A 21,375-nucleotide genomic window follows, 5' to 3' on the forward strand; every position below is an offset into this window, starting at 1 on the left:
CGGAGGCTTCCCCCGGTGGAGCTTCTCATCGCGACCCGCAACCGAGGCAAGTTCGCCGAGATCGCCGAAGCGCTCGTCCCGCTCCGCCTGACGCTGCGGGGCGCCTTCGATTTCCCCGACGTCCCCGACTGCCCGGAGGAGGAGACGTCGTACGAGGAGAACGCGACCCGGAAGGCGCTCCATTACGGCGAAGCCACCGGCCTGCCCACCCTGTCGGATGATTCGGGGATCGAGGTGGCGGCGCTGGGAGGGGCGCCGGGCGTCCTCTCCGCCCGGTACGGGGGCGCGGGGCTGAGCGACCCGGAGCGGACGCGCAAGCTCCTCGAGGCGGTCGCGGCCGTCCCCGACGGGGAGCGGCGGGCGAAGTACGTGGCGGTCGTGGTCCTGGCGCTGCCGGGCAAGGTCGTCGGCACGTTTCGCGGCGAGTCGGAGGGGGTTCTCCTGCGCGAGCCGCGCGGGACCGGCGGTTTCGGCTACGACCCGATCTTCTATTATCCGAGCCTGCACCTCACGTTCGCCCAGATGCTTCCGGCGGTGAAGCGGCAGGTGAGCCATCGCGGCCGCGCGCTGGCCCTGGCGGTCAACTCGCTGCGCCGGGACGCGGGCCTCCTCAAGTGAAAAAAGCCGGACTGCTCGGCCGGGCGCTGCTCGTCTACGGCGTGGCCCTGGCCCTGCGCCTGCGGAACGTCCGATCGGTGCTGGCGGGGGACCGCGTCCTCCTCGGGTTCGACGATCCCTACTATCACCTGCGGCGCGTCCTGCTCACCCTGACGCACTTCCCGCGCGTCCCCGTCTTCGACTTCTACACCAACTTCCCGCAGGGGGCCCGCATCACCTGGCCTCCCGGATTCGATCTCTTCGTCGCCGGGGTCTCCTGGATCGCCGGGCTCGGGCATCCGACCCGTCACCAGGTGGAAGTCACGGCGGCCTTGCTGATCCCGTTCGTCGGGGCGGTCACCGCCGTGCTCGTGCTGCTCCTGGCGGAGGAGATCCTCGGCCGCGCGCGGTGGGAGGCGCTCGCCGCCGCCCTGCTGTTCGCGTTCCTGCCGGCGCAGCAAGCGATCTCCACGGTGGGGCGGCTCGATCATCACGTGGTCGAGATGATCTCCTTCGGCACGGCGGTCCTGTTCTTCCTCCGGGCGCTGCGCGACGATCCCGGCAGCCGCTTCTCGTTCTGGGGCGGGGTGGCCCTGGCCCTCGGGGTCTTCTGCTGGACCGGCTCGATCCTCTACGCCGGGTTCCTGGCGGTCTTCGCGGCGGGGCAGATGATCCTCGACCGCCTCCTCGGCCGGCCCGAATCGGCGGCCGGGCGCAGCGCGCTGCGAGTGATCTTCTGGGGGGCGCTCCTGCTGATCCCGCTGGTGCTCCTCTCGCCCCACGAAGGCCTCTCCCGATTCAGCTACCTTTTCCTTTCCTGGTACCAGGTGGCGATCCTCGGGACTGCCGCGCTGCTGATTCCAGCGCTCGCGGAAGTCATCTTCTCCCCCGGCCGCCGGCTCGGATGGCTGCGCGCCGCGGGAGGGGGACTCGTCGTCCTCTTCCTGCTCGGCCTCGGCGGCTGGATTCTGGTGCGCGGCAGCGGGGGACTCGATTTCCTGACGAGGAAGGATCGGGTCATCGCGCTGCTCGTGGAGTCGACCCCGGCCTGGAGGCTTCCGGAAGGTCAGCTCGTCGAGTATTTCTCTCCTCTTCTCTATATAGCGCCGCTGGCGTTCTTCCTCCTGGGGCGCGCGCTCGTGAAGAACCGGTTCGGCGACGTCCGGATGAACAGCCTGCTCGCCCTGTCGCTGTTCACCGCGATGCTCGGCGCCTCGCAGGCCCGGTTCCTGAACTACTTCGCCGTGCCTTACTGCATCGTCATCCTCTGGGCGCTGCGCGCCGGCGTCGACGCGCTGCGGCGCCGCACCCGCAAGCGATCCCTGCGCTGGTCGATCGGCGGCGCCGGGGCGCTGGTGATCCTGCTGCCTCTCGCCCCCATCCTCCGGGAGTCGATCCACTCCCTCCCGGGGAACGTCTCGTCGACCCCGGCGCTCCCTCACCTCTATCCCTCCCTGGAGTGGATGCGCGATCGCACGCCGAAAACCAGCCACCTGATGGAGCCCGACAAGCGCCCCGAATACGGCGTGCTCGCCGATTTCACGTTCGGCCACTGGGTCACCGTGATCGGCGAGCGCCCCAACTTCTGCAATCCTTTCAGCCTCGCGCCCTGGCACGAAAAGCCGATCTTCGAATCGGCGCGCCTCTTCCTGGCGGAGGACGAGGGGCCTCTGGTCGAGGAGCTCGATCGCCTGCGCCTGCGCTACGTCCTCCTCTACAATCAGGAAAACGCCATCCCCGACTACGCGCGGCTGTCGGGCAAGAGAGTCGACGACTACCTGGCGATCCAGCCCGGCAACCGGCGCGCTATCCCCAGCCCCCGGTTCTTTCGCACCTTCGGAGTCCGGCTGGCCCTGTTCGACGGGTCCGCCTACGAGGCGGCGGGGGAGAAGATCGCCGCGCTCTCTTCGTTCCGGCTGGTGCACGAGTCTCCGGAGACCCACCGGCGGAGGATCCCCGGCCTCGCCGCGCCGCTCGAAGCCTCGCGAGTGAAGATCTTCGAGCGCGTGAAGGGGGCCCGCATCGAGGGAAGAACCGATCCGGGCGAGGAGGTGACTTTGAAGATCCGGATCGACTCCGACGCCGGGCGGCAGTTCACCTACAGCGCGACCACCACGGCGGCCCGCGACGGAGCGTTCGCGTTCGTCGTTCCCTATCCCACCGGTGTCTGGGGCGACACGTCCGGAGGGCCCGTCGTCATCTCGGCCTCGCACTGCCACGTAGAGACCAGCCTGTCGGAGGAGGAAGTGATCGCCGGCGCGCGCCGGCAGGCTCGATGCCACTGAGGCCCCGCCGCGTCCTTGGCCCGGTCCGTTGCCGCGCCAGAACCCTCGGCGCGGCCCTGCTTCTCGCCGTCCCCGCTCTCCTCGCCCCCGCGTCGTGCGCCGGCCGGAAACCGCCCCGATTCTCGCGGATCCCGCCGGCCCCCGCGCGTCTCAGCGGGCCGTCTCCTGCCGCCAATCTCGTCCTGAACGGCGGCTTCGAGGAGGGACCGGCCGATTCTCCGGCGGCTTGGGACATCGTGGGGAAGGCCGAGCCGGGCGCGAGGCTCCGGGCGGTGGCGATTCCGGGGGCGCCGGAGGGGAAGCGCGTGGCGGAGGTCTCGCTCTCGCGCGCCGCCGGAAAGCCAAGCACCAACGTCTATTTCCATCAAGACGTCCGAGTGCGGCCCTGGACCACCTACGATCTCTCGGTCTGGGTCCGCGGCATCGATCTCGTGTCGGCCGTGGCGGAGCCGCGGGGCTACGGCCAAGGCTGCGGACTGTTCTTCTGGCTCTTGGGCCCCGACGCCGACTGGACGAAGCGCCTGTTTCCGTCGGGAGCTTCTCCGCGGCGCGACGGGACGACCCCCTGGGAGCTTCGCAAGATGCGCTTTACGACGCCGCCGGCCGACGTTTTCCCGCCGCCGGCGAACGGCAGCGACGGCCGGTTCAACCTCTTTCTCCAGGTCCGGCTGCACGGCACCGGCACGGTTCAGCTCGACGATCTCCGGCTTGCCGCTTCGAGCGCGGCGCCCCCTCCGCCGCGCCGGGATCGGGGACGTCTGGCTCTCGTGCGCCGCGACGGCCGTCCCTTCTTCGGGCTGGGAATCCACATGATTCCGAGCGATCTCACCTGGGCCGGCGTCGCCCGGCTGTCGATCTTCAACTTCACGACGTCGGGGGGGACGTTTCCGGAGAAGGCGTCCCTCGGCATCGAGTCGTTCGCCATGGCCGCCATGCTCGACCCGGCCTGCGGCGGCTGCGCCGGTCCCGCCGCCGCCGAATGTCCCGCCTGCCGCGGCTGTCCCGACCACGCCGAGGCATGTGACGCGTACCACCCCGCCATCCACCGGATGCCGGGAATCCTGGGCGTCTGGCTCGACGAGTCGAACTTCAATCCCCAGATCGGGGGCGATCTCGGCGAGCTGGAGCGCACGGCGCGCCGGATGAAGGAGAACGCCGCGCGCCTCTCGCTCTTCGGCCGCCAGCTGGAGCTCTACGGCAGCGACCTGCCGGCCGGCGTCTACTTCAACACCTACGGTTGGGACGACGTCGCCCGCTACCACGCCTCCGGAGCGTTCGACATCGTGGCGACCCTGCGCCGCGGCGGCAACCCGAGGAAAGGCGCCGTGGGCGGGCTGATGTCGGAGTTCCCGGAGACTTCGATCAACGGCATTCGCCAGTCGGCGAGGCGGCTGGCCGACGACGTCACCGACGGCGCCGGGCGCCAGGGGAAGCCGGTCTGGATGGTGGTCAACGGAGGGAGCGGACGGATCGTGGAGGACCCCGAGGATCCGTCGTATGCCGCGGCGCCGCACGACGCGGCCGCGCTGCTGGCGTCGCGCCCCGACCTTCACCAGCTGCGCTACATGCTCTATGCGGCGGTGCTGAACGGCGCCACCGGCCTCCATTTCTACCAGGACTACGCCGACACGCTCCTGACATCAGCCGACCCTTACTGGACCCGGGTCCTCGTCCCCGCCGCCGCCGAGCTCGCGACGCTGGAGCGCGAGACCGGCTTCCTGACGCGGGCCGATTACAACGATCTCCCCCATCGCCTGGAAGGGGGGGCCGAATCGATCGACTCGATGCTCAAGCGGTCGGGCGACAGCTGGATCCTGGCGGTCGCCAACGCCTCCGAGCGCGAGGCACGCGGCGTGGAGCTCGTCCTGGAGAAAGGATGGAAGCTGGCGGGGCCGCCCGAGCGGCTGACGTACCGGCACGCGGAGCGCGCCGCGCAGCGGAAGCTCGAAGCCTCCCCCGCTGGGTCGGGGGAGCCGGATCGCTTCCGGCTGGAGCTTCCCGGCTACGGCGTGGCACTGTACCGCTTCCGGGTCTCCCGGTTTTAGGGCATCACGGAGAAGGAGATCTCTTCCGAGGCCTGGGTTCCGGCCAGCTTGTCGCTCACCGTCACCTTCAGCCGGTATTCGCCGGTCGGGAATCGATCGAGCGGCAGCGTGTAGGCCTGCGCCTGGGAGGCGGTGGGGCCGAGATGGATCCGTCCCAGGGAGACGTTGCCGTCGGGCTGGAAGGCGGAAACGTCGTAATCGATCTCGAGGCTGGCGCGTCCTTCGGGATCCTTCTTCACGTTGTAGATCTGATAGTAGAAGCTCAGCGCATCCGACGGCTTGAAGAGCGGCTCGGCCGCCTGCACGATCTCCAGCGATCCGAAGAGGAACGGCGACGGCTTCTCGCCTTCGGCGCGGGCGTGCTGGGAGAGGCTCTTGGCCACCGTCAGGGTGCTGAGCATCAAGGAATCGTTCTTCGAGAGATCGGGGACGACCAGCGGCTCCCGGTACGCGCCGGTCTTGCCCGCCACCCGATCCTCCGCCGCGAACACCGCCAGGTAGCGCCCCGGCGGCGCCGGCACGACCGCCTGGTACAGGAGGTGATCGCCGATTCCCGCCTTGTCGTTCTGGGGAGCCGGGGCGAACGCCTCGCGCGAGGAGATCGGCACCTCCGCCCCCGGATGATCCTGGTCGATCAGCTTGCCGAAGAGGCCCAGATCGGGCCGCTCCTTGCCGCCCTCCGAGCGGTACATCACCGAGGTCGTCTTGACGGCGATCGTGATGGCCACGAGCGTCTGCCCCGAATCGGTCTTGAAGAAGGAATAACGGCTCTTCAGCGGGAAGACCTCGAAGCTGCTGCGGGTGACCACGACGTCGTGGAGGATCGCCGCCTCCTTCGGCGGCAGGGTCTGCACGCGCGAATAGATGAAGCTTGTCTCGAAATCACTCTGGGAGTAGGGAACCCCCTGGGAAAGGAGCAGCGGGTCCTTGCCGTTGAAGATCGGCAGGTTGAAGTCGGGATCCCGCGGCTTGTCCCCCATGAACTGCAGCCCGTGGGCCACGTCGGAGTCGAAGGTGGGCTTGTTGCTCAGCTCGTACTCCCCCTGCACGTTCTTGGCGAAAGCGATGACGGTGTTCGGGGGGAGGTCGGGAAAGGGGGGATGCCGGTAGATCCAGAGCACCGTGCCGCGGTGCCCCCGGGCCACCCGGTCGCGGACCATCTCGTCGGGCGGCCCGACGAGGATGTAGATCTTCCCCATGTCGGTCAGCCATCCCGGGGTGGAGGTCTCGGAGTAGAGGCGGATCGAGTCGAGCGCCCGGTTCCGGATCTGCTCCTTGAATTCGTTGTATTCCGTCCTCGGCGTGGGGTCCCGGCGGCGCCAGAAGAGGTCGATGAAGTTGGCCCGCTCCTGCTCCGTCTTCAGCATCTTGTAAGTCTTGTCCTCTTCCTTGGTGATGATGTAGCGGACGGGCCCTTCCCGCCATCCCGGCGTCGGCTTGTCGACGTTGATCTCGTACAGGCTCTCGCCCGCCCGGGCCGGGGGCGTCGCGAAACCCGCGGCCAGAGCCAGGAAAAGCGCCCCGAGCGCGGCGGACGTAAGGTGATGGAGACGCATAGCTTGTTGAAAGTATAGCACCGCCGCCTCGTTGTGGCCGACCGGCGTTCCGGCTATAGTACCGGGCATGGAAACAGAGGGGGAAACGGCCGGAACGCGCCAGCGGCTCAAGAGCCTGATCCGGGAGCGCTGCCTGCTGCAAGGCGATTTCGTCCTCGCCTCGGGCGCCCGCTCCAGCGTCTATTTCGACTGCAAGCGCGTGACGCTCCACCCCGAGGGCGTCGCGCTCATCGGGGAGCTGCTTTGGGAGAGGATCGTCGCGCTTCCCGGCGAGGTGAGCGCGATCGGCGGCCCGACGATCGGCGCCGACCCGATCGTCGGACACCTGGCGGCGCTGTCGTGGCAGAAGGGGAAGCCGATGGCCGCCTTCCTCGTCCGCAAGGAAGGCAAGGCGCACGGCACCCGGCGGCTGATCGAGAATCCTCCCGCGGCCGGCAGCCGCGTCGTGGTCTTCGAGGACGTCGTCACCAGCGGCGGCTCCACGCTGGATGCGATCCGGGCCGTGGAGGAAGCCCGCCTGAAAGTGGCCGCCGTGTTCAGCCTGGTCGACCGCGAGCAGGGCGGCAAGCAGGCCCTGGCCGCCTACGACTACCAGCCTCTCTTCGTGAAGTCGGAGTTCGGGCTGTAAGCGCCCGCTCCTCGCCTCTCAGTTCGACAGCCTCGTCACCATCTCCCGCAGCGCGTCGACGGTGAACGGCTTCTCCAGGATCGGGCGCCCGGTCCGTTTGAGGAAGTCCGCCGACTCGGCGTTGGCGACGTCGCCCGTGGCGAAGACCAGCTTGTTCTCCAGCTCCGGCCGCTTCTCGCGGATGTACAGGAAGACGGCGCGCCCGTCGACGTCGGGCATGCGGATGTCGGCGAGGATCAGGTCGAAAGCGCGCCCGGAGGCGAGCCGCGCGATGCCGTCGCGCCCCCCCATCGCCGATTCGACCCGGATCGGCAGCCCCGCGAAAGCGTCTCCGACGAACTGCAGGACCGCCGGATCGTCGTCGATCACCAGGACCTGGCGGGCTCGCGCCGGGACCGCGGGCGCCCGGCCGGCCGGCGCCGCCGCGCCCGCTTCGGGGGAGTTGGCGGGGCGGGCGGCGATCGGGATCTTGAGTCGGAAGGTCGTTCCGCGGCCCGGCTCGCTTTCCACGTCCACCGATCCGCCGTGCGCCTCCACGATCCCGTAGCAGATCGACAGCCCCAGCCCCGTCCCGCGCCCCACCGGCTTGGTCGTGAAGAAAGGCTCGAAGATCTTGCTGCGCAGGCCCGGCGGAATCCCGGGGCCGTCGTCCTCCACCTCGATCTCGATGCGTCCCTCGGCCTGCCGCGTCGCGATCCGGATCCGGCTCCCTTTGCCTGCGTCCTGAATCGCCTGCTCAGCGTTCACGATCAGGTTCAGGACCACCTGCTGGAGCTGGCTCACGTCGGCCCAGGTCGCGGGCAGCCCCTTCACCAGATCGGTGACCACCTCGATGTTCTCGCCCCGGAGCTGGTAGGCCCGCAGCCCCACGGTCCGCGTGATGGCGTCGTTCACGTCGACCATGCCGCGCTCGTGCTTCTGCTTCCGGGCGAAGGTGAGGAGGTTCTGCACGATCTTCTGGCAGCGCTCGGCCTCGCCGGCGAGCAGGTCGAGCTTCCGCTGCGTGGCGGCGTCGGCGGTCTGCTGCCGGAGCAGCCCGGCGTAGCCGAGGACCACCGTCAGCGGGTTGTTCAGCTCGTGCGCCACGCCCGCGACGAGCTGCCCCACCGCCTTCATCTTCTCCGAATGAAGCAGCGTCTCCTGGGCGCGCTGCAGCGCGGCGGTGCGCTCCTCCACCCGCCGCTCCAGCGCGGAGCGCTCCGCTTCCAGCTCCGAGCGCGTCACGTCGAGATCGGCCGCCATGCGGTTGAACGCCACCCCCAGCTCGCCGATCTCGTCGGCCGTCGAGGGGGTGACCCGCACGGAGAGATCTCCTTGCGACACCCGGCGCGTCGCCGACACCAGCTCGCGCAGCGGCGTGCCGATGATCCGGACCACCCCGAAGCCGATCCCGACGCAGAGCAGCAGGAGCCCCGCGCCCGCGCCCGCGATCTGGGATTGCAGCCGCCGCGTCCGCGCCACCGTCCGATCGGTCGAAATCGTCAGCCGGACCCGGCCGATCGGCGTGCCGGGCTTGCCGCGCGGCTCGTCCAGGACGAACGCCGCCGAATCGCCGCCGGCCGCGGGGCTGCCTTCCGTGCGGATGAGGGCGGTCAGGAAGATCGATCCCTTCTGCATCGTTCGCGGGACGGCACTTGAGGGCGCGCCGGCCGTGAACCGCGCCAGAGCGCGGCCTTCGGAGTCGAACACCGAGGCCTCGAGGAGGTCGGGATCGCGCCGGGCGCCTTCGAGCAGCGTGCGGAGAGCTTCGGAGTCCCGGGCGAGCAGCGGCAGCTCGGCATTGTAGGCGAGCGTCTCCGCCAGCAGGCTGGCGCGCTCGTTCAGCTCGCGCAGCCCTTCGGCCCGCACGGTGCGCCCGAGGAAGAACGTCGTCACTCCGAGGACCGCGATCAGCGCCACCGCGAAGGGCAGGACCATGCGGACGGTGAGCCGGTTGAAGAGGCGGAGGAGACGCTTCATGGCTGGGGATAGATCGTCCGGGCCCGCAGGACGATGTCGCTCGGAAGGCTCACTCCGAGGTGCGCCGCGGTCGCGCGGTTCAGGAAGAGGGCGACGCTGGGCGGGCGCTCCGGACGAAGCCCCTTCGGCGACTTGCCGTCCAGCAGCGCGAGGCCCATCTGGGCGGCCCGCCGCCCCACTTCCTCCGGATCGGCGGCGAGCGCCGCCAGCGCGCCGCTGCGGACGAACCCTTCGGAGGCGGCGAAAAGCGGCTTCTTGGCGCGCAGCGCGAGGAGGATCAGGGCGCGCGCGTTGGCCGGCGTGAGAACCGTCGGATCAGCCAGGGCCCAGAACGCGTCCACTTCCCCCGACAGGAGCTGGGCCGCCCGCAGGACCTCGCCTTCCGAGCGGACCGCCTGCGGCACGAGGACCAGGCCGTCGGCGCGCGCCACTTCGATGGCGCGGCGCACCGACTCGCCCGACACCGACGGATCGTAGATGACGCCGATCCGGCGCAGGCCCGGAACCATCTCGCGCATCAGATCGAACTGCCGGTCGGTCGTCACCTCCATCGTCACCCCGGTCACCTTGGCCCCGGGAGAATCACCGGGGCTCGGAAGCCCGACGGAAGCGGGATCGAGGACCATGGCGTACGACAGCGGCGCGCCGTCGAACATCTCCCGGGCGACCCGCGCGGCGCGCGAGCCGATGGCGATGATGAGCGACGGGCGCTGCTCCGGCTCGTTCTTGGCCCGGCCCCCGGCGCCGACCTGGAGACTCGTCACCTCGGCGCGCGGCGCCGACTTCATGAGCGCTTCGCGCGCCGCCGCCTCGGCCCGGCGGTAGGCGCTGTGCTCCCCTGAGACGAGGATCTTCACCCGCATCCCGGACGGATTGTCGGCAGGCGCCGCTCCGGCGGTGGCGATGAACAGCGTCAGCGCCATCGAAGTCTGCGAGATGAGTCGGATCAAAAGTCGCCCTTCAGCTCGAGCGCCACCACCCGGCCGCGCAGGGAAGTGTCGATGTCGTCATTGATCAGGGTCTCGCGCGGGTGCGCGTTCGTCGCGTTTCTCACCAGCAGCCCGCCGCTGAACCTTCCCTTGCCGGCGGCGAAGTGGTACCGGGCCGCGGCGTCGAACAATTCATAGGAAGGCTGGGGCCGCACCCCGAAGACGTCGGGCGAGGAGACGGTGTAGCCGCTCGAGTAGCTCCCCGCGAGGTCGAAGGTCCAGCGAGGGTGGGGACTCCACGCCGCCGTCAGGATGGCGCGGCTCCGCGGCGCGTACGCCGCCGCCCCGTCGTCGTGGTCGAGGCTCGAGCTCCGGAAGGCATAGGCCGCGGTGAGGTCGAGGTTTTTCAGCGGCCGGGAGAGGAGCGTGATCTCTCCGCCCCGCAGCGAGAATCCCGGGTCCCGGTTCTCGTAGCCGCGCCGGATCTCGTTCGGGACCCCCGGCGTGAAGACGCCGGGCCCGAGCTGGATGAAGTCATGAATCCGGTTGTAATAGCCGTCGAACTTCAAGACCATCGGCTCCGCGGCGCGCCAGGAGACGCCGAATTCGAGCGTGTCGATCCGCTCGCGACCCAGTTGGGGATTCCCCTGGAAGACGAGGATCAAGCCGGGCGCCAGCTCCTCGGGGAGGAAGCGCTGGCGGCGGTAGCGCTCGTTCCAGGTGGGAGCCCGGAAGGCGCGCGCCAGCGAGCCGCGCAGGATCAAGTTCTCGGTCGGCTCGGCCACCAGCGCGAAGCGCGGCGAGGTGGCCCCGCCCAGGAACTCGGCATAGTCCCGCCGCAGGCCCGACAGCAGGTGCAGCGACCGGTCGCGGAAGTGCCATTGGTGCTGGACGAAAACGCCGCCGCTGTCCAGCCCCGCGGGCGCGCCGGCGATCTTGACGATGTCGCGGTGGACCGAGTCGTGGGAGGCCTCGAGGCCGACGTTGAGATCCTGGTGGTCGGTCAGCGTCCGGTCGGCGCGAAAGGCGACCCGCACGCGGCTGTCGGTCTCGCGCTCGTTGCCCACCTCCGACGTCGCCGCGTCGTCCGGCGGCCCCGTCTGGTTGTTGTGGCACACGGCGCACGTCGTGCCGCGGTAGCGGTTGAGCGTCGCCGATCCGTGCAGGACGAACTCCCCGGCCTTCTTCTCGTAATGCGTGTCGAGGATGTCGACGCTTTGCCGCGCCGTGCGCGTCGGCGTCCCTTCGAAATCGAAGGAGCCGTTGCGGTTCTGCTGGTGCAGCGCCGAGAAGGAGAACGCCCCCCGCCGCGCCGCTACGTAGGCGTCGGTGCGGCTGTGATCGGCGTCGCCGTTCAGCCGAATCGGCGTGGCCCCGTCGGAGGTGCCCAGCTCGAAGGTGGAATCCCATTGCCCCTTCACCGCCGCCGCCCGGACCCTCCGGTCGAAGGTGTCGCGGCTCCCCACCAGCAGCGTCGCCCCCGACGAGACCCCTTCGATCTTGTCGGCGATCGTGTCGGCCGCCTGCTTCGAGACGATGTTGATCACCCCGCCGAAGGCGTTCGCCCCGTAGATGACCGAGATCGGCCCCTTGATGATTTCGATCCGCTCGATGCGATCGAGCGGGAAGAACCCGGTGTAGTTCGGATGCCCCGGGAACCCCCCCTTGTCGGGGCTGTTGTAAGGCGAGCCGTCGATCAGCATCAGGACCTCCTCGGTGAAGGGCGAGGCGCCCGTCGACCGGATCCCGATGTGCCCGCCCATCGGCGTGTAGCGGATGTCGACCCCCGGCACCCGGCGCAGCAGCTCGAAGATGTTCGCCGCCGCCGAGCGCTCGATTTCCTCGGCGGTGATGACCGTCGTCGCCCCCGGCGCGTCGGTCAGCGGCAGCGCCAGAAGCGGCGTCGCCTCCGGCCCCAGCGCCGCCAGCTCGCGCTTGTCCGTCTCTTCGGTGAAGGCGAGCGGGGAAGCGGACGCCGCGAGCAAGGCGACGAGCGGGAAGGCCGCGAATGAAAGCGTGGCGAGAGTGTGGAGAAAACCACCTATTCGAAGAGGGTACCGAAGCAGCCGCAAGGTGATCTCCCGTGCGCCGTTGGATTTCAGCCCGCTTGGGCCCCCTCAAATATTGTCGCCGCAAGCGTTTGACGCAAGGAACGACCGCTCTTCCACCCTCCCTTCCGCGTGACCGGTCACAAAATCGTGATCCGGGCCTTTAACTCCCCTGGCGAGAACCCGGCGGTCCCGCAGGGAGCCCCGGACAGAGATCGAGAGAATTGTCCCGCCCTCGGAGGTATTACTATGCTCTCTGGTTAACGGATCTGCGGCTCGGAGGAGGAGGGTCCTGGCGGCAGTAAACTCGCGTGGATTCTAGAGGAACGAGAGTCCTGACTGCGCTTGGTGACGGGACTCTTTTCATCCACGAAGAATGGGTGGGGAAGGTTTGGCTCCCCAGGTGGATCAGTACTTCGAACTCAATTCAGACTTGGGACCGGGATCACCTCGGGGAGCAAGTGATCGGAGGTTCGAACTGAGGTAGGCTGAGATTGCACGTCCGGCCTTGTTCTTTCGTCGCCACCTCTTGGGCACAAGGTTACCTCCGGCTGTTGCTTGCAGGAACTTCGGGGACTGTGGCATCCTCCGGTCATGATCCGATGCCAACGCCCACCGGCCTCAGGCCTAGCTTAACGGCGCCACCCCCGACGAGGTCTACCACGGCCGGTGTCGGGCAAACCGTCCGCCTCGCTTCGAACCCCGCTGCCGGTCGCCACGGCGATCTCCGTGCGCCGCGCCAGTCCGGGGCCAGGCAGGAGTCGGACTCGAAATGGAAGTCTGCTACCTGGCCGGGCGACGACATTTACCCCTCGTCGCCCTCAAGCGCGCCGCCTAAGGTCTCTCCTCCAGCCCCCGTCCCCGAAGTGGCCGATCGAGACAAGAATGGGCGCCAAATGTCGGTGGCCTACTTCAGCCCGTCAAATCTCGCTGGCCCACTTCACTGGCGACGGATCAGGGACAGGGCGCTATTTCCTGGGCCTCGCAGGACCCGTCTCCAGGCGGACGCTCCACGCAATTGCTGTCACGACCATAGGACCCCTCCCGCACGGCGTTCCGGGGAACCACTAGGTAGTAATTGCCGATGGCCGGAGCGCTGACGGAAAGCGGAGCGAACATGAGGCTCAGCGAACCGCCGCTGGTGCAGAACCTCGAAGCATGGCTGTAGAAGCCCTGAGCTCCAGTGGGCCCCATCATCGCGCTCTCATAAATCTCGTAATCGCTGTCGTCGGCCAGGCACGAGGCGTCCCAGGTCAGGGTAAGGTCCCCGGTGACCGGATCGCGGGTCACCGTCAACGCCACAGCTGCCGGGAGGCATCCGTCGTCAGCTACCCGGCCGGCTGGCGCGCTGGGAACGAAGCTGAAGTCCCGGAGTTGGGCGGAGGGGGGCCAGGCGGGATCCACGAGGAAGCTGCCGAAGGCGACTCCGTCCCACCTCACTAGTTGCCCGGGCAGGAACTCGGTCCCCCCCAGGTTCGTCGGCACGTCGAAGCTGACGACCGGGTCGCCCGCGGCATTCACGTCGGCGCCCACTACGTTGGCATAGGCGGGTACTCCCGCCGCATCGGCGTCCCAGAACAGCGCGAACGCGCCGGCTCCGGTACGGCTGACCAGGTCGGAGGGGCTGAAGGTCTCTACGCCGAAAGTCACCGGAGTGTCGAAGGAGAGGACGGGGTTGCCAGTGACCGGATCCACAAAGAGGGCGTCGATTCGGGCACCGGCGGGAATCCCCTCGGCGCTTCCGTCGAGGAACATGGCGAACGCGGTGCCGTCGTAAGAGACGAGGTCTCGGGGCTGGAAGTCGGTAGCGCCCAGGGTGACCGGCTGGGCCGGGGAGAAGAGGTAGCTGCCGTCGGCCCGGCGGTGCAGGGAGGCGATTTCGGTGCCCGCCGGCAGGGAGGCCTGCAACACGTAGACCGCGTCATCGCTACGCATGATCTGGTTGGTTGTGTAGTTGGTGCCTCCTAGGAGCGATGGCACGTCGGTGCTCAAGTAGTACGAAGTGCACCAATTGGGTGCCACCCCCAAGAGCAGCGCCGCAGCGAACGCTATGAAAGACCGCATTGCAAAAACTTGACTCTTACAACCATGGCTCGCTTGCATGGGCCCACCTTCCTCTCAGGAGGTTATGGCGCGGTGATGTTTCCGCCCGCATCCATATTTGTTCCGAGCCCACCACCGCATGCAGCTGCGGTGGGACCGACTATTGTATTCCCCCGTGTGTTGTTGTTGCGGTAAGTATGGGAATTGCCGTTCGTAAAGAAGATTCCACACGCGCCTGCCGCGAGATTCCGCTGAGCCTGGTTTTCCTCAAGATGGTTGAAAGCTCCCGTCGCTCCTAGGCCCACCTCGATGCCATGGCTGCCGTTCTGATTCGCCACATTCCGCTCCAGACGAGTTCCGTCGGCCAGGGATCGGATTCCGCGGGAGCCGTTTCGAGTGACGACGTTCTCGATGAGCAAATTGTTGGGTGACGTGGTCGCGATAACGATTCCGCTATCATCTGTTCCCGAGGGTAGGGAACTGACGACATTCGCTGCCACGAGGTTACCCCCAGCATTGACGCCCGCCCCTTCGCTCACCTGGATGCCGTTCACTCCCCCCGCCACGGAGCCGAACTCTTTGAGGAAGTTGCCGCGAACCTCACCGGCCAGAAGGCCATTCAACGAGATACCGGCGTTTGTGATCCTTTCGAGCGTATTGCCTATGAACCGACCTCCGAAGCTCGTTGCAGAGTTTGCCACGTTGATGCCAACCGCTCCAACATCGTGGACGTGACAACCGATCACCTCCACGTATCCTCCGTTGTTAATAATGATCCCGTTTGATGACTGGCCGGCCACTTCGACCGATTCGATCCGAATGCTTACCGGGTCGAGCCCGCTACCAGAAATAATCCCGACGGCCCCGCCGACGATCCTCCCATTGAGGACCGTTATCCCCTTTCTAGGAGCGGTAATACTGATGCCGGCGGCCCCTGCGGCAGGAGAAATTGTTCGGCCATTGAGATCCACGCTCACGTTGTCCGCAGCAATGGTTATGACGTTAGCCGCAGGCGCAGCCGGATCAGGGATATCTCGCGTGAGGATATAGTGACCAGCCTGGCTAATGGTGATGGTTCCGAAGATGGGAATCCGCCCCTCGTCGGCTAGTAGCTCTTGCACTCCCAGAGGGTAGAAAGCCACGGCGAACATTGCGGCGAGCATTCTGACTTTTTTCATATTAGTGCTCCTCGGGTTTGTTCGTGCTCCACGCCCATCAACACGTCCATCAACCTATCCGGCACCGCATCCGAAGATCGCCCTCCTGGCCCTCTTCGAGTTCACGAGTTGTGACCAGGGACCCGGGAAGATTGGCGCGCAGCCTGAAGCACCTGGTCTCGGACTAGAGGACTCAGTTCTCCTCTCCGGGACGGAGTTTCGGCGGTGGTGTTCACGACGAGGGAGCACTCACCGCTTCGGGGCCGTTGACAAGTGCGCTAACCTCGCCGCCATTAAACGCTCCGTCCGGTCGCTAAGGTCCGAGTGCACCAGGAAGGTGATCCGCATCCAGGACCGTCCGACTCATTCCCGTGACCTTTTCCCTCCAACCGTGGCGATCGCCGCGTACACCCTGTCACCCAATACCTGACAAATATCGCTGGCCCCACTTCCCCGAGCCCGGCATGGCTTCGTTGCACACTCGTCTTTTCGATGGAGAAACTGTAGGTCCGGCTGACGGGGTTGTCTAGGTTCGATCTGGCCAAATCGCATGGCCAGATCGGTCACCCCCCGGGTTCGGGTCTTCTGAACGCCGGCGGAGCGACGCGGGGGAGATCCCGAAGGTTCTCACGAAGGCCCGTACGAACGAGGTCCGATCGTGGTATCCCATCTCCCCAGCGATCGCCTCATGGGAGAGCGTCGTGGTCTTCATTCGATCCAGGGCTCCCTGCATTCGGAGGCGACGGAACTCCCTCGCCGGCGAGTCGAGTCCGGAGTCGCGGAACCTCCGGTTCATCTGCCGGACACTGGTCCCCAGGCTCCTAGCCAATCGATCCAATAGGGGCCCACGGAACTCCTGGGCCATCAAATTGAGGCAGGCCTTCTGAAGCCGGCCAGCCGAAGAGCCATCGCGGACCTCGTCAGGGCGCGTATAGGCAGCGACATCGCTGCAAGGCGCGAGCTCCCGCCAGACACCCAGCGACCGGCAGACCTTTTCCTCCAGCACGGGCATCAGGACACCGCAACACTTTCGGTCCGTCCGGCAGCGGTCCAGAATGACGGGACACACCGGTTCTTCCCCGAGCGCCCCGAGGATTTGCAGGGGGCATTCAGACACGAGGATATGGGACGTCGCATTTCTTAGGAGGACAGAAAGGTGGACTCCACTGAGACAGAGGAAGAAGACATTGCGAGGGTCGAGCACCGGAAAGTCGCGGCGCGCCCCGAACGGGCACCCCAACTCAGCCTTCATCTCCAGGCTGGCGGGAGGAAGAGGAACGCTCTTGGACGGGGAGGTCATGCAACCCTCCGCGCTGCCCGACGGGCCACCCCCCTCGCTGGTTGGCTGCTGAACGAAACCGGCGGGACTTACGTTCCCTGGGACCCAGGGTCCTCAAACCTACGGCGCTTTCGATCGGCAATGGATGGGAGTCAACTCATCTATACCACAAATCTTCTGGGGAGCAACAGCATAATTTGGGATCAATCCGGAAAGATGCGGGGATCAGGAGCAGGTCTCCACATATTAATACGTTAAGCTGACCGCCAACCCATTATCCTGGATTCCTTCGGGAGGATGGTCATGCCCCAACCCGCGCCGATCCATCCTCTTCCCCTGCCCCGTGGCTGGCCCCGTCGAGGTCCGCTCGACGGTAATCCAGTTCGTCTCCCTCGCCCAAACCTCCTTGGCGTTGGCCCGCGGCTGGGCCTGTCAAAATGGCCGCATGATTTCGATGCATGGCCCACTACACCACCGCTTAGCGAGCCTCGCACTACCCATTTGACAGATCGTCCTCAGACTCTTTACCGATTTGTTCTATTGCTTCTTCGATCCACTCGCGCTTTTCAACGCTTGCAGTGTCCTTTATACGCTGCAAGGATGGAAGCGCGCATCTTCCCAGGATCACCAAGCCATCCAGAGCAGATTTCCATATCTCACCATCTGAGTCGGCTAGCCTAGTCTCAAGAAACGAAAGCGTCGCCACGGACCTATACTCTGAAATGATCTGAATAATTGATTTTCTGATATCTGTATTTGTCGTAGCCTCATACTGTTTTACTAAATACGGGAGAGCCTCCTCGCCGCACTCTCTCAGAATATGCCAGGCATCTTCAGCGTCGTTGCTTGCTAGGCTTTCGACCAAGCGTTTAATGTGCTTCTCGTAAATTATCATGATCTGGCTCGCATGCTATGCGCGTAGATCGAATCCGGTTAAAGGATCTACATAGCCTGGAGCTACGGAAGAGGGTGGCAATCTTTGCCATGGACTGTTATACCGCTCCCATGGATTGTAGTCCCAATGACCGTTCGGAAACTCTGGATGATGTCCATAAGGATCTGCATCCCAATGCCTGTGATCCTCACGTAATTCGTCTCCACTTTCGAGCGGTAATCGGTGGAGTAATTCGCCTCCTTCGAACCAAAAGATAACCGCACTCGATGAGCGCGCGACTGATCGCGATCCGGTCTAGAGACGCCTGGAGATGCGCAGGGTAGATCCCCCAGGCCGTGATGCCTCTTCGAGCACACTCCTGTTCGTGATGGCGATTGTACGCCGTTTGGAACGCCTCCGACTCGCTTTCGCGGAGGGGTTCACGATTCCGCCACGCCTGCTCGCGCGTGGGGCCGTAACGTCCCCAAGGCCTTGCCGTCTGGTTGGCCTGGCGCGTCGCCGCGGCGAGATCGTCGCTGATCCATTGCCCCGGACGGTCGTAGCTCGTCGGTTCCATCGCTGATTTCCGTCTCCAGAACAGTACTCGCGTCAGGCTCTTGATGTGGCGTAGTATCCATCGTAACAAGGAGGGGTCCTATGCCTTTGCACGCCGTTGCGTCGACTCAGGACTGAAATATCTCCAAGGCGATCTGTATCGCTACACTGGCGGCTCGGCCGGATCTTCCGGTTCCTGAGTTGACGGGCGATATTCCTCGGGCGTAGGGTTGAGGCAAAGCTCACCCTCCAAGGAGTATCGCCATGAGTACATCTCCATCGGGCCTCAGCGCCGGATCTTTTCGCCCGCCAAGAGCCGGCCTTTTCGCTCTGATCTTTTCCAGCCTCTTCCTGATCCCTTCCCTTGCAGTCGGTGAGTGCCCCGCTCCGGGGGACGTCGATTGCGACGGCGTCCCCGACGGCTCCGACAACTGCCCCCAGGTTCCCAACCCGGCGCAGACGGACAGCGACTTCGACGGCCAGGGTGACGCCTGCGACGCCTGCCCCGAGGATCCCTGGAACGACTACGACCATGACGGAATTTGCGCCCCGCCCGACAACTGTCCCACCACCTACAACCCCCCCCAGGTCGACACCGACGGCGAAGGCCAGGGGGATGTCTGCGATTTCGACGACGGGCTGCTCTTCTTCGCGCTGAAGGATGCCACCCACGTGGCCTGGCAGGACGACTATCAGGTGTGCGACAGCTACAATCTATACCGGGGAGACCTCGCGACTCTGCGGGACACCGGCTTCTACACGCAGGACCCCGCCGCGGCCCCGCTGGCGATGCAGGCCTGCAACCAGGCGGTGACCAGCACGCTCGATACCTCCAGCCCCGCGACCGGCTCGGGAGTCTTCTTCGTGACGACCTGCACCCTCGGCGGAGTGGAAATGGGGTTGGGCAACGACGGCGCCGGGGTGCCTCGGCCGAACGACAATCCCTGCCCGCTTTGCGATCGCCCCTTCGCCACGATCTTCAAGACCGCGAATTCCGGCGTGGGCCCCGAGCAGTACCGGATCATCGACAACCTGGCCGACTGGTGCGCGTTCTGGCCCGCGAACTGCGGGACCACGGCCATCGACTTCTCCACGCACGTGGCGGTGGTCGCCGCCCTCGGGGGAAGGAGCGACAGCTGCTTCGATGTGACCATCACCTGCATCCGGAGCGACCCCGCATCCCCGGACATCCGGGTGTTCGTTACAGAGGGCACCCATGCCGGCTGCATCTGCTCCCCGGTGATCTCGTCGCCCCTCCACGTCGTGAGGTTGCTGCGGCCGGTCAGCGCGTCGATATTCTCAAAGACCAGCGTGCCATTGTGCCCGTAGGAAAAGACCCGAGATCCTCGGGGATGAGGCGCGCCCGGCTGGAGAATTGAACTTCGATGATTGGCGCCGGCCGACAGCCTGGAAGTGGACGACCCGGATTGAGGATCGGCCTGGCCCGCGGCTCAGTCCTTGAGGAAATACTGGACGGTGGTGACGACGCGGATCTTCTTGAACTCGGGGGAGAAGGGGTCGCGGTCCTCGATGTTGAAGTAGCCCTGCTGGGCGTTGCGGATGGCGCCGACGCGGCTGCCGGAGTCGACGGCGAACTTCTCCGCGGCGACTAGGAGATTCGAGGGGTCGGTGATGGAGGCGGGATTGGTCGCCCGAAACACCTGGAAAGTCGGCTGGTTTCCGGTCCAGGAGAGGGCTACCTCGCCGGGGCTGGAGCCGGGATCGACGGTCAGGAGGATACCATCTGAGGCGTCCGCGCGGGCATTCCCCGCCATCCCCAAGAGGAGGACTCGCGAAGGGATTCAAGCGGTGGTGCCGACGACGGGGCATTCAGCATCGCTTCGGAGCGCTTGGGAAGCATGGGAGCCTGGCGGTGATCGAACGCAGTATCCGAACCGTCAAAACCGAGTGCACGCGGCGTCTGATGCTGGTCCCCTTCTGCCTCGCCGCCTTCCAGCACGAGCTGGCGCTCTACTTCTTCTGGTACAACGGCTACCGGCCTCATAGCCGGCTCGGAGGCGCCACGCCCGACGAGGTCTACCACCGACAGCGCCGTGCCTGCCGGGCTCCTCATCTTGAACCCCGCCCGCGATGGCCCCGCCGGTCTCCGTGCGCCGCGCCTCAGGCTCTTATCCGGGGTCAGCCCGGAGCCAAGCTCGATCTCTCCGTTCGCTTCCACGCCGAGCGGCGACATCTCCCGATCGTTACGCTCAAGCGGGCTGCCTAACCGTTCTCGGTTCGCACATCTTCCCATGCGACCGACCTACCCGTCTGCTCGTTTCCCCAACTTCCGATGCAGTCGGCGGCGCGGGGCCCTCCGACCCTCATGAAAGGCCCGCTTCTCCCAAATTCTTCTTCCCGACCTTCTATTTCCGAGTCCCGGAACCGGCCAAAACGCCGCACTCAATTTCAGTGGCCTACTTCGGTACTTCAAACTCTTGTCAGGTTCGTGCTACGGGTGCACTTGGACCCCAGACAGATCGGAAGTACAAGTCCGTTTCCAATTCCTGACCCATAACAGGCCCAAATACGGTAATCGATTTGGCTGGGTCACAGAGTGTCGCGAGTCGCCTATCGCATCCGGAACTCCTCGATCCAGTTCTCCACGAGCAGGAGCCCGAGGCGCGGGTCCTCGCTGGAGCGCCGTACGACCAGAAATCGACCGTCGGCCGCGATGTCGAGCGTGGCCTCCAGGCCGAGGGAGGACGCGGAGAAGAGCTTCCGAGCCGTCCCGAGGGAGAGCGCGGATGTCGAGCGCACGGGCACCTCGACCAGCGTCTGGCCCTCCCAATAGAAGAGCGCACCACCGGTGCGGCTCCAAAACGGAAGCTCGCCGCCGTTGAGGGAAACCTGCTGCTTTTGCCCTCCGCCCGGGTAAAGCCTTGTGAACACCTCGGCCGGCCCCGATTCGTCCGAAGCGTAGGCGAGCCACCGGCCATCCGGGGAAATCGCGGGATCCCGCTCCGAAACGGACGTGTCGGGAGTGATTCGGACCGGCTTCGCCTCCGATTCCCGGTCCACACGCCAGAGGCTGAAGCGTCCCTCCGTTTCCATGACGAAGACGATGCTGCGCCCATCGGACGAGACCGAGATGGGGGGTGACTCTACCCGCTCCGCCAGGATGCTCGGTGTGGCCGATCCATCCGCGGGGACTTCCATGAGGGAGGCGAACCAGTTCGTCGCCTTTTGGAGGTAGAAGATCCGATCCCCCGACGGTGACCAGATCGGAGAAGTCTCGTCTCGGGGCCCCGCGACCAACCGACTCCAGGTGCCGCGCGAGGGGTTCAAAATCCCGATGTCCGCGTTCTCGTTTTCGTATGTGACGATGGCCACCTTGGTGCCATCCGGGGAGATCGCCGGGTTGTCGAGGCCCAGCCGAGGGCGTCCCACGATTTGCCCGGTGCGCCCCTCGCGATCCAC

16 protein-coding genes are annotated in these 21,375 nt (G+C 66.2%); 6 read left to right on the forward strand and 10 right to left on the reverse strand.

Translation table 11 applies throughout. The annotated features are described in order from the left end of the window. Positions 1-15 precede the first annotated feature (15 nt). From VGR67_11440 to VGR67_11450, 3 genes are read left to right on the forward strand one after another with little or no spacing between them, the layout of a single operon-like run. Entirely contained in the window at positions 16-618 is a 603-nt protein-coding gene (locus VGR67_11440) for a non-canonical purine NTP pyrophosphatase (protein ID HEV8337024.1), read from the forward strand. Beyond that, positions 615-2,882: an STT3 domain-containing protein gene (locus VGR67_11445; GenBank protein HEV8337025.1), complete on the forward strand. Its 2,268-nt coding sequence runs from the start codon at positions 615-617 to the stop codon at positions 2,880-2,882. The genes VGR67_11440 and VGR67_11445 overlap by 4 nt, the downstream gene beginning before the upstream one ends. Continuing rightward, entirely contained in the window at positions 2,873-4,927 is a 2,055-nt protein-coding gene (locus tag VGR67_11450; GenBank protein HEV8337026.1) for a hypothetical protein, read from the forward strand. The genes VGR67_11445 and VGR67_11450 overlap by 10 nt, the downstream gene beginning before the upstream one ends. On the opposite strand, the gene VGR67_11455 is transcribed toward VGR67_11450, so the two are convergent. Continuing rightward, on the reverse strand, positions 4,924-6,504 hold the full coding sequence (locus tag VGR67_11455) for a GWxTD domain-containing protein (protein HEV8337027.1): 1,581 nt from the start codon (positions 6,502-6,504) through the stop codon (positions 4,924-4,926). The two genes, VGR67_11450 and VGR67_11455, sit on opposite strands and share 4 nt — an antisense overlap. A 46-nt stretch (positions 6,505-6,550) precedes the next feature. On the opposite strand from VGR67_11455, the gene pyrE reads away from it, so the two are divergent. Further along, complete coding sequence (gene pyrE / locus VGR67_11460; protein ID HEV8337028.1) at positions 6,551-7,111, forward strand: orotate phosphoribosyltransferase; 561 nt, start codon at positions 6,551-6,553, stop codon at positions 7,109-7,111. 18 nt (positions 7,112-7,129) lie between these two features. Here the strand turns inward: pyrE and VGR67_11465 are convergent, their stop codons facing one another. From VGR67_11465 to VGR67_11495, 7 genes are all read right to left on the reverse strand, one after another. Then, entirely contained in the window at positions 7,130-9,070 is a 1,941-nt protein-coding gene (locus VGR67_11465; GenBank protein HEV8337029.1) for an ATP-binding protein, read from the reverse strand. Then, positions 9,067-10,020 (reverse strand): ABC transporter substrate-binding protein, encoded by a 954-nt coding sequence (locus tag VGR67_11470; GenBank protein ID HEV8337030.1) that lies wholly within the window; start codon positions 10,018-10,020, stop codon positions 9,067-9,069. Before VGR67_11470 ends, VGR67_11465 begins: the two co-directional genes overlap by 4 nt. Beyond that, entirely contained in the window at positions 10,017-12,071 is a 2,055-nt protein-coding gene (locus VGR67_11475; GenBank protein ID HEV8337031.1) for a TonB-dependent receptor, read from the reverse strand. The genes VGR67_11470 and VGR67_11475 overlap by 4 nt, the downstream gene beginning before the upstream one ends. A gap of 930 nt (positions 12,072-13,001) precedes the next feature. Continuing rightward, positions 13,002-14,027: a hypothetical protein gene (locus VGR67_11480; protein HEV8337032.1), complete on the reverse strand. Its 1,026-nt coding sequence runs from the start codon at positions 14,025-14,027 to the stop codon at positions 13,002-13,004. Between the two features lie 146 nt (positions 14,028-14,173). Continuing rightward, positions 14,174-15,268, reverse strand: a complete 1,095-nt coding sequence (locus VGR67_11485) for a right-handed parallel beta-helix repeat-containing protein (GenBank protein ID HEV8337033.1) — start codon at positions 15,266-15,268, stop codon at positions 14,174-14,176. A 505-nt stretch (positions 15,269-15,773) separates the two neighbouring features. After that, on the reverse strand, positions 15,774-16,547 hold the full coding sequence (locus VGR67_11490; protein HEV8337034.1) for a helix-turn-helix domain-containing protein: 774 nt from the start codon (positions 16,545-16,547) through the stop codon (positions 15,774-15,776). Between the two features lie 472 nt (positions 16,548-17,019). Further along, positions 17,020-17,421 carry a hypothetical protein gene (locus tag VGR67_11495; protein HEV8337035.1) on the reverse strand — a complete coding sequence of 134 codons (402 nt, stop codon included), beginning with the start codon at positions 17,419-17,421 and terminating at the stop codon, positions 17,020-17,022. Between the two features lie 798 nt (positions 17,422-18,219). Between VGR67_11495 and VGR67_11500 the strand changes: the two genes are divergently transcribed. After that, a complete protein-coding gene (locus VGR67_11500; protein ID HEV8337036.1) occupies positions 18,220-19,284 on the forward strand; it encodes a thrombospondin type 3 repeat-containing protein in 1,065 nt (354 codons plus the stop codon). Positions 19,285-19,406: 122 nt separating this feature from the next. On the opposite strand, the gene VGR67_11505 is transcribed toward VGR67_11500, so the two are convergent. Beyond that, a complete protein-coding gene (locus VGR67_11505) occupies positions 19,407-19,730 on the reverse strand; it encodes a hypothetical protein (GenBank protein HEV8337037.1) in 324 nt (107 codons plus the stop codon). A gap of 53 nt (positions 19,731-19,783) precedes the next feature. On the opposite strand from VGR67_11505, the gene VGR67_11510 reads away from it, so the two are divergent. Then, entirely contained in the window at positions 19,784-20,182 is a 399-nt protein-coding gene (locus tag VGR67_11510; GenBank protein ID HEV8337038.1) for an integrase core domain-containing protein, read from the forward strand. A gap of 344 nt (positions 20,183-20,526) precedes the next feature. Here the strand turns inward: VGR67_11510 and VGR67_11515 are convergent. Then, a partial coding sequence (locus VGR67_11515) for a hypothetical protein (protein HEV8337039.1) occupies positions 20,527-21,375 on the reverse strand: 849 nt, incomplete at its 5' end.

Source organism: Candidatus Polarisedimenticolia bacterium, assembly GCA_036004685.1.
In the GTDB taxonomy this organism is placed as follows: domain Bacteria; phylum Acidobacteriota; class Polarisedimenticolia; order Gp22-AA2; family AA152; genus DASYRE01.